This window comes from Nonomuraea sp. NPDC049784 (assembly GCF_040659615.1).
Taxonomy (GTDB): domain Bacteria; phylum Actinomycetota; class Actinomycetes; order Streptosporangiales; family Streptosporangiaceae; genus Nonomuraea.
In genome coordinates, this window is record NZ_JBFAMX010000615.1 from 1 (window position 1) to 6168 (window position 6168).

Genomic DNA, 6168 nt, shown 5'->3' on the forward strand with positions numbered 1-6168 from the left:
CCGTACGCCCCACGCCGCCACCTCGTCCGGCCCCGCCGGCTCGCCGCCCGCCCCCGGCACCACCACGGGGACGGGGATGAGCCGGGGGTCGTCCAGCGCGAGCAGCGCCTCGTTTCCCGCCCGCGGGTCGGAGTAGAGGCTGAGCGCGTGGGTGACGCAGGCCCGGTCGATGCCCAGCCGGCCCATCTCGTCCCGTGGGTCGCTCGGCAGATCGTCGAACGGCACGGGACCAATGAGCCGGTAGGCATCGATTACATATTTCGGCACAGACCGAAACCTAATGGAGTCACTGATTGACGGTCAAGGCCGGGCAGCGCGGATCGAGCGTGATCCTGGCCAGGTCCCTGCCCACGAGCGCCCACGCCCGCCAGGAGCCGGGCTCGAAGTGCAGTTGCGGGTTCGTGTACCACTCGTCGCCGAGCCCGGTGGCCAGGAGCTTCGCCTCGGTGCCCAGCTCGTACGCGTTCCCGCCGCCGAAGAACGTGGACGCGAACACCCTGCCCCGGTGCACGGTCAGCTCGCCGTACCCGGAAAGCTTGCCCTGCCGCACCACCTGCTTGGTGGCCAGGTCCATCGCGATCCAGGTGCCCGAGTCGCGTTTGTAGACGCCGTACAGCAGCCCGTCGTGCGCCTTGATGTCCTGGAACGTGCGGTGTCCCGGGACCGGGTCCACCTGCCAGAGCACCTTGCGGGTACGGAGGTCGAAGGCGGCGACCGACGCCGACGTCTTGACCGGCGGGGTCCCGCCCCCGCCCAGAACGTCACCGCCCAGGTAGACGACGCCGCCACGGGGATCGAGCGAGAGGCTCATGAGGCTCTCGTCAGGGATGACGCCCTCGTAGACGTCGATGTGGCCGGTGTCGGGGTCGACCACGGAGAGGGCGCCGTTCAGCTGGGCGCCGAGCGGGGCGCTGGCGACCACGAGCTTGTCGGTGGCGGGGTCGTACTCGATGTCCCAGGGGCGCTGCTGGCCGTGTCCCAGGAAGCCGACGCTGCGCACCTGGTCCGTACGCAGGTCGACGGAGACGATCTGCCCGCTCGGGTAGATGGCGGCGTAGATCTTGTCGCCGCGCCGCACGAGGTCCTTCGGCTCTCCGGGCATCCGGAACCTGCGCCTGTCTCCCGTGCGCAGGTCGCGTACCTCCATCGAGAAGTGGCCCCCGATGTAGACGGCGCGGTTCGGCACGACGAGCATGCTCTGCGGCCGCTCCGGGCCGCTGGGCAGGCCGGCGTCGATCAGATCGACGAAGGACGACTGCCCCGTGCGCAGGTCGAGCCACCACATGCCGCCACTGCCCGCGAAGCCGAGCAGGGTGTCGTCGTCGAGCAGCTGCAGCCGCCTGGTCTCGTCGCCCGGCGAGGGCGGGTCGGCGACCTTCGTGAAGGCGGTGTCGCCCGTGCGGTAGCGGTGGACGGCGCCGTCGGGCCGGGAGGTGGCGTAGACGGTGTCATCCGCGGCCACGGTCAGCATGTCGATCGTGCCGCCCTCGAGGGTCGCGCGGCGCTCGTCCGTGCCGTCCGCGCGCACGTCGATCAGCACGTCACCGGCGGCGGCCAGCACCCGGTCGCCGTGCACGGCCACGGCGCCGACGCCGGTCGGGGCGCTCGCCAGTTCCTTCACCGTGCCGTCCGCCCGGGTGATCCGGACGAGCTTGCCCTTGTCGAGCAGTCCCGCGTACACGTAGGTGTCGTCGGCGGCCACCGCCCGCACGTACCGCTCGCCCTGGGCCAGTACGCCGAAGTCGCGCACCGCGCCCGTGGCCGGCACGTACTCCCGGACCCGGCCGTCCGGGTAGGTGCCCACGTAGAGCGTGCCGTCGGGCGCGGCGGCGAGACTCCAGACGAAGCCGCCGTTCTTCCCGAACGACGCCAGACGCTCCACCGCGCCCGTGGCCGGGTCGAAGCGGTAGAGGTCGGGCACCGGATACGTACCGACGTAGATCTTGCCGCCGGACACGGCCGTGGCCCACGCGCCTTCCGGCTCACCGGTGGCCGGGCCGTCGGGCAGGGTGACGCTCCTGACGACCTTCCGGGTGGCGAGGTCGATGTCGGCGAGCACCGGCGGCTTCAGGCCGCGGGTGACCACGTAGGCGTGCCCGTCCTGCACGGCCGCGCCCACGATGGCGCCGGTGACCGACGCCGGGCCGAACCGCTCCACCGCCGGGGCGTCGCAGGACGCCGCCCGGGCGACCGGGCCGGTGAGGAGCGCGGGTAAGAGCGCCGACAGGATGACCAGGATGGACCGGAGCATGGGCGCACCTCGCGTTCATTGCTGAGCAATTATGGCCCAGACCGTAACTTTATAGGCACGGTTCGTCAATGGCATGATGTGCGGCATGGCAATTGAGGATAGGACCGGTATGCCGTTCGACGCGTGGCGGCTGGTCGGCGAGCTGGAGGTGGCGCTCGACGTGGACGTGCTGTTCGGAGCGTACCCGGACCGCGACGGCCCACCCGGGACGCCCGCCTCGGTGCTCGGGCTGCTGGGCGAGCACCGGATCAGGGCGGCGGCGGTGGCGAGCCTGCGGGCCGCGCTGTTCGACGTGCGCTCGGGCAACGACGAACTGCTCGCGCAGGCATCCCCGGAGGTCGTCCCCGTCGGGGCCGTGGACCTGCGCGACCCGATCGGCGCGGCGCGTGAGCTGGACCGGCTGGCCTCCGAGGGCGTCCGGGCCGTCCGGTTGTTCCCCGAAGAGCAGGGCGTCGAGGCGGGGTTCCCGTCCGTCAGGCACGTCGCCCGGCAGGCGGCGCGGCTCGGCCTGGTGGTGCTCACCGGAGGCGACGTGCGCAGGTTCTGGCAGCCCTTCGCCGGGCTCGGGGCCAGCGTGGTCTTCCTCGACACCCACTTCTACCACCTGGGCGACTTCCTGGTGGCGGCCGCGGACGAGCCCGGCTTCCACACCTCCACCCGCCTGCTCAACTCCCCCGACGCGCTGGAACTCGCCGCCGCCGAACTCGGCGCCGACCGCCTCCTGTACGGCTCGCGCGCCCCCCACTACGAGCCGCTCGTTCCCCTCCTCCGCCTGGCCACCAGCGGGCTGAAGCCGGAGGAGATCGCCGCCGTGGCCGGCGGCAACGCGAAAAGGCTCCTGAGGAGGCCGCAGTCATGATCATCGACGTGCACGCCCACTGGGGCCCGTGGTTCTTCACCATGGACGTGGCCGAGGCCAACCTCGCCACCATGGACCGCTACGGCGTCGACCGGGCGATCGTCTCGGCCACCGAGGCCGTCATCTACGACGCCCCCGCCGGCAACCGCGCCCTCGCCGCGTACCTGGAGTCGCAGGACCGCCTGCTCGGCTACGTCACGGTCAACCCGCGCCGCCTGCGCGAGGCGGCGGAGGATCTGGCGGCGTACCTGCCGGGCGGCCGGTTCGTCGGCGTCAAGATCCACACTGACTACACGGGCTCGCCCGTCGCCTCTCCGCAGCTCCGCGACGCGCTCACGCTGGTGGCCGCGACCGGCCGGCCCGCGCTCGTGCACACCTGGGGCGCGTCGGTGCTCGCCCTGGCGGAGGTCTGCCTGGACATCCCAGACCTGCGGGTGATCGCCGGGCACATGGGCGCCGACGGATTCCGGTACGCCATCGAGGCCGCGAACGCCTGCGAACGCCTCTACCTGGAGCCCTGCTGGTCGCACGCCCCCGCCGGCCGCATCGCGGAGGTGGTGGCGGCCGTGGACCCGGCGCAGCTGCTGTTCGGCACCGACGCGACGCTGATCGACCCGTCGTCGGCGTTCGGAGCGGTCGCGGCGGCGCGGCTCACCGGCGAGACCGCCGAACGGATCGCCTGGCGCAACGCCGCCGCCCTCTTCGGAATCTAGACATTACGGCCGGGTCCGTTATAGCGTGCGGCGAAACTCACCAAGGGAGCCGCGCATGATCCCCCGCCGTCGTTTCCTTCAGGCGGCCGCCGCGACCACGGCGGCCGCCACCCTCACGGCCACGCCCGCCCGCGCCGCCACCCGCGAGCAACCGGAGGGCACCGTCACCGGCATGGGCCCGGCGAGCGTGGCCAGCCCGCTCGGCAACGGCGAGTTCGTCGGCGGCGTGCTCTACGCGGGCTCGCGCGGGCTGTCGCCCAACGTGGTCGGCGCGTACGACCTCGCGAAGGATTCGGTCACGACCCATTTCGACATCCCGACGGGCGTGGGCATCTGGGCGATGTGCAAGGTCGGCACCGACGTCTACGTCGGCACCCACGCGAGATCCGACCTGTACAAGATCGACACCGTCGCGAACCAGGTCACCAAGGTCGCCGAATACCCCGACCACTACATCTGGACCATGGCCTCCTCCCCTGACGGCAAGGTCTACATGGGCACGTCGGAGCCGGGCCGCGTCTGGGAGTACGACCCGGCCACGGGCACGAGCCGCGACCTGGGCCAGCCCGCGCCGGGCGAGGCGTACGTCCGCAGCATCCAGGCCGACGACACCTACGTCTACGCCGGGATCGGCACCCACGCCCACCTGATCGCGATCGACCGCGCGACCGGCGAGAAGCGCGAGCTGCTGCCGTCCGCCGTGGCCGACCGCGACTGGGTCTCCAGCATGGCCATGTCGGACACCCACCTGGCCGGCGGCATGAACTCGCTGGCCGAACTGCTCGTCCTGGAGAAGGCCGCGCCGCAGAACTACAAGGTCGTCAAGGCCACCGCCGCCGGCGAGAAGTACATCGTCTCGGTCCTGATCCACGACGGTTACGTCTACTTCGCGGGCCGCCCCTCCGGCACGTTCTACCGGTACAGCCTGGCCACGGAGCAACTGGAGGTGCTCGGCGTCCCGTACTTCGAGGCGGCCACCTGCCGCCTGCTGGCCCACGAGGGCCGGATCTACGGCATCCAGGACAGCGCGGTCTTCGTCTACGACCCGGCGACCGGCTCCCTCGACTACGTCAACCTCGTGCAGCGCGGCTTCAAGTCGGCTCCCGAGGAGCCGATGTCCGTGCACTCCGACGGCCGGCGCGTCTACGTCGGCGGCAAGGGCGGCGCCGACATTCACGACGTCGCGACCGGCAAGGTGACCCGGCTGGGCATCGCGGGCGAGCCGAAGACGCTGCTCACCGTCGGCGACACCACGTACCTGGGCGTCTACACCCAGGCTGCCCTGTACGCGCACCGCCCCGGCGAGACCGAGGCCAAGCTGATCGCCCGCACGGGCAACCAGCAGGACCGTCCGCGCGACCTCGCCTACGACGCCGCGACGGGCCTGATCGTCATGCCCACCCAGCCGGAGCCCGGCCACATGAACGGCGCGCTCTCCCTCTACTCGCCCCGCACCGGCACGTTCGAGACGTACCGGCCGGTGGTGGAGCGCCAGACCGTCTATTCGGTCGCCGCCCGGCACGGCGTCGCCTACCTGGGCACCCTGATCCAGGAGGGCCTCGGCCTGCCGCCGGTCACGACGACCGCCCGCCTGGCCGCCTTCGACCTGGTCACGCGGAAGCCGCTCTGGGAGATGGAGCCGGTACCCGGCGCCCGCCAGATCTCCTCGCTCTCCTTCGGCAGGACGAACACCCTGTACGGCATGGCGAGCACGGGCGAGGTGTTCGAGTTCGACCTGCGGCGCAGGAAGGTCACCAGGACGGTCAAGGCCGGGACGAAGGGCGGCGAGCTGTTCGTCACCGGCCGGGTGGCGTACTGCACGGACGGCGACACGATCTACAAGATCGACCTGGTCGCGTTCACGGCGAAGCCCATCGTGGAAGGGCTGGCCGGGCAGTGGTTCGGCGGCGAGCCCAAGCTGGCGCTCGACCCCTCCCGCCGGGCCCTGTACGCGGTGCGCGGCCGCGACCTCGTCCGGGTGGCCATAGCGGGCCGGTGACGCGACCGTAGGCTGGTGTTCATGGCGACAGTCGCAGTGCTGGGGACCGGGCTCATGGGCGCGCCCATGGCCCGCAACCTGGCCAAATCCGGCATCAATGTCAGAGTCTGGAACCGTACGAAGGAGAAGGCCGAGCCCTTGAGGGCCGACGGCGCGACCGTCGCGGGTTCGCCCGCCGAGGCGGTCGAGGGCGCCGACGTGGTGATCACGATGCTGCTCGACGGCGACGCCGTACGCGCCGCGATCACCGCCGCCGCTCCGGGCCTGCGGGCTCGGCGGTGACCAGCGCGAACAAGAGCGTGGTGCTGACCGCCGGCCACTGCGTGAAGCTGAATGGCACGTTCCA

5 protein-coding genes and 1 pseudogene are annotated in these 6168 nt (G+C 71.7%); 4 read left to right on the forward strand and 2 right to left on the reverse strand.

Going from position 1 to position 6168, the window contains the following annotated elements; all coding sequences use genetic code 11:
* Both AB0J09_RS53580 and AB0J09_RS53585 read right to left on the reverse strand, forming a co-directional pair.
* Positions 1-267: pseudogene (locus AB0J09_RS53580) on the reverse strand (hypothetical protein); the annotation flags it as partial.
* Positions 268-286: 19 nt separating this feature from the next.
* On the reverse strand, positions 287-2251 hold the full coding sequence (locus tag AB0J09_RS53585) for a PQQ-binding-like beta-propeller repeat protein (RefSeq protein WP_360709858.1): 1965 nt from the start codon (positions 2249-2251) through the stop codon (positions 287-289).
* An 85-nt stretch (positions 2252-2336) separates the two neighbouring features.
* Here AB0J09_RS53585 and AB0J09_RS53590 point away from each other — a divergent pair, with 85 nt between their 5' ends.
* The 4 genes from AB0J09_RS53590 to AB0J09_RS53605 are packed head-to-tail and all read left to right on the forward strand — an operon-like array spanning position 2337 to position 6104.
* Positions 2337-3110: an amidohydrolase family protein gene (locus tag AB0J09_RS53590; protein ID WP_360709860.1), complete on the forward strand. Its 774-nt coding sequence runs from the start codon at positions 2337-2339 to the stop codon at positions 3108-3110.
* Positions 3107-3823, forward strand: a complete 717-nt coding sequence (locus AB0J09_RS53595; protein WP_360709862.1) for an amidohydrolase family protein — start codon at positions 3107-3109, stop codon at positions 3821-3823. Before AB0J09_RS53590 ends, AB0J09_RS53595 begins: the two co-directional genes overlap by 4 nt.
* A gap of 55 nt (positions 3824-3878) precedes the next feature.
* Positions 3879-5822, forward strand: a complete 1944-nt coding sequence (locus tag AB0J09_RS53600) for a hypothetical protein (protein WP_360709864.1) — start codon at positions 3879-3881, stop codon at positions 5820-5822.
* 21 nt (positions 5823-5843) lie between these two features.
* Complete coding sequence (locus tag AB0J09_RS53605; RefSeq protein ID WP_360709866.1) at positions 5844-6104, forward strand: NAD(P)-binding domain-containing protein; 261 nt, start codon at positions 5844-5846, stop codon at positions 6102-6104.
* The last annotated feature ends 64 nt before the right edge of the window (positions 6105-6168 follow it).

Bases quoted from the DNA above. Each gene is read 5' to 3' on its own strand.
- AB0J09_RS53585 (WP_360709858.1), bottom strand. From the start codon at position 2,251: ATGCTCCGGTCCATCCTGGTCATCCTGTCGGCGCTCTTACCCGCGCTC.
- AB0J09_RS53590 (WP_360709860.1), top strand. From the start codon at position 2,337: ATGGCAATTGAGGATAGGACCGGTATGCCGTTCGACGCGTGGCGGCTG.
- AB0J09_RS53595 (WP_360709862.1), top strand. From the start codon at position 3,107: ATGATCATCGACGTGCACGCCCACTGGGGCCCGTGGTTCTTCACCATG.
- AB0J09_RS53600 (WP_360709864.1), top strand. From the start codon at position 3,879: ATGATCCCCCGCCGTCGTTTCCTTCAGGCGGCCGCCGCGACCACGGCG.
- AB0J09_RS53605 (WP_360709866.1), top strand. From the start codon at position 5,844: ATGGCGACAGTCGCAGTGCTGGGGACCGGGCTCATGGGCGCGCCCATG.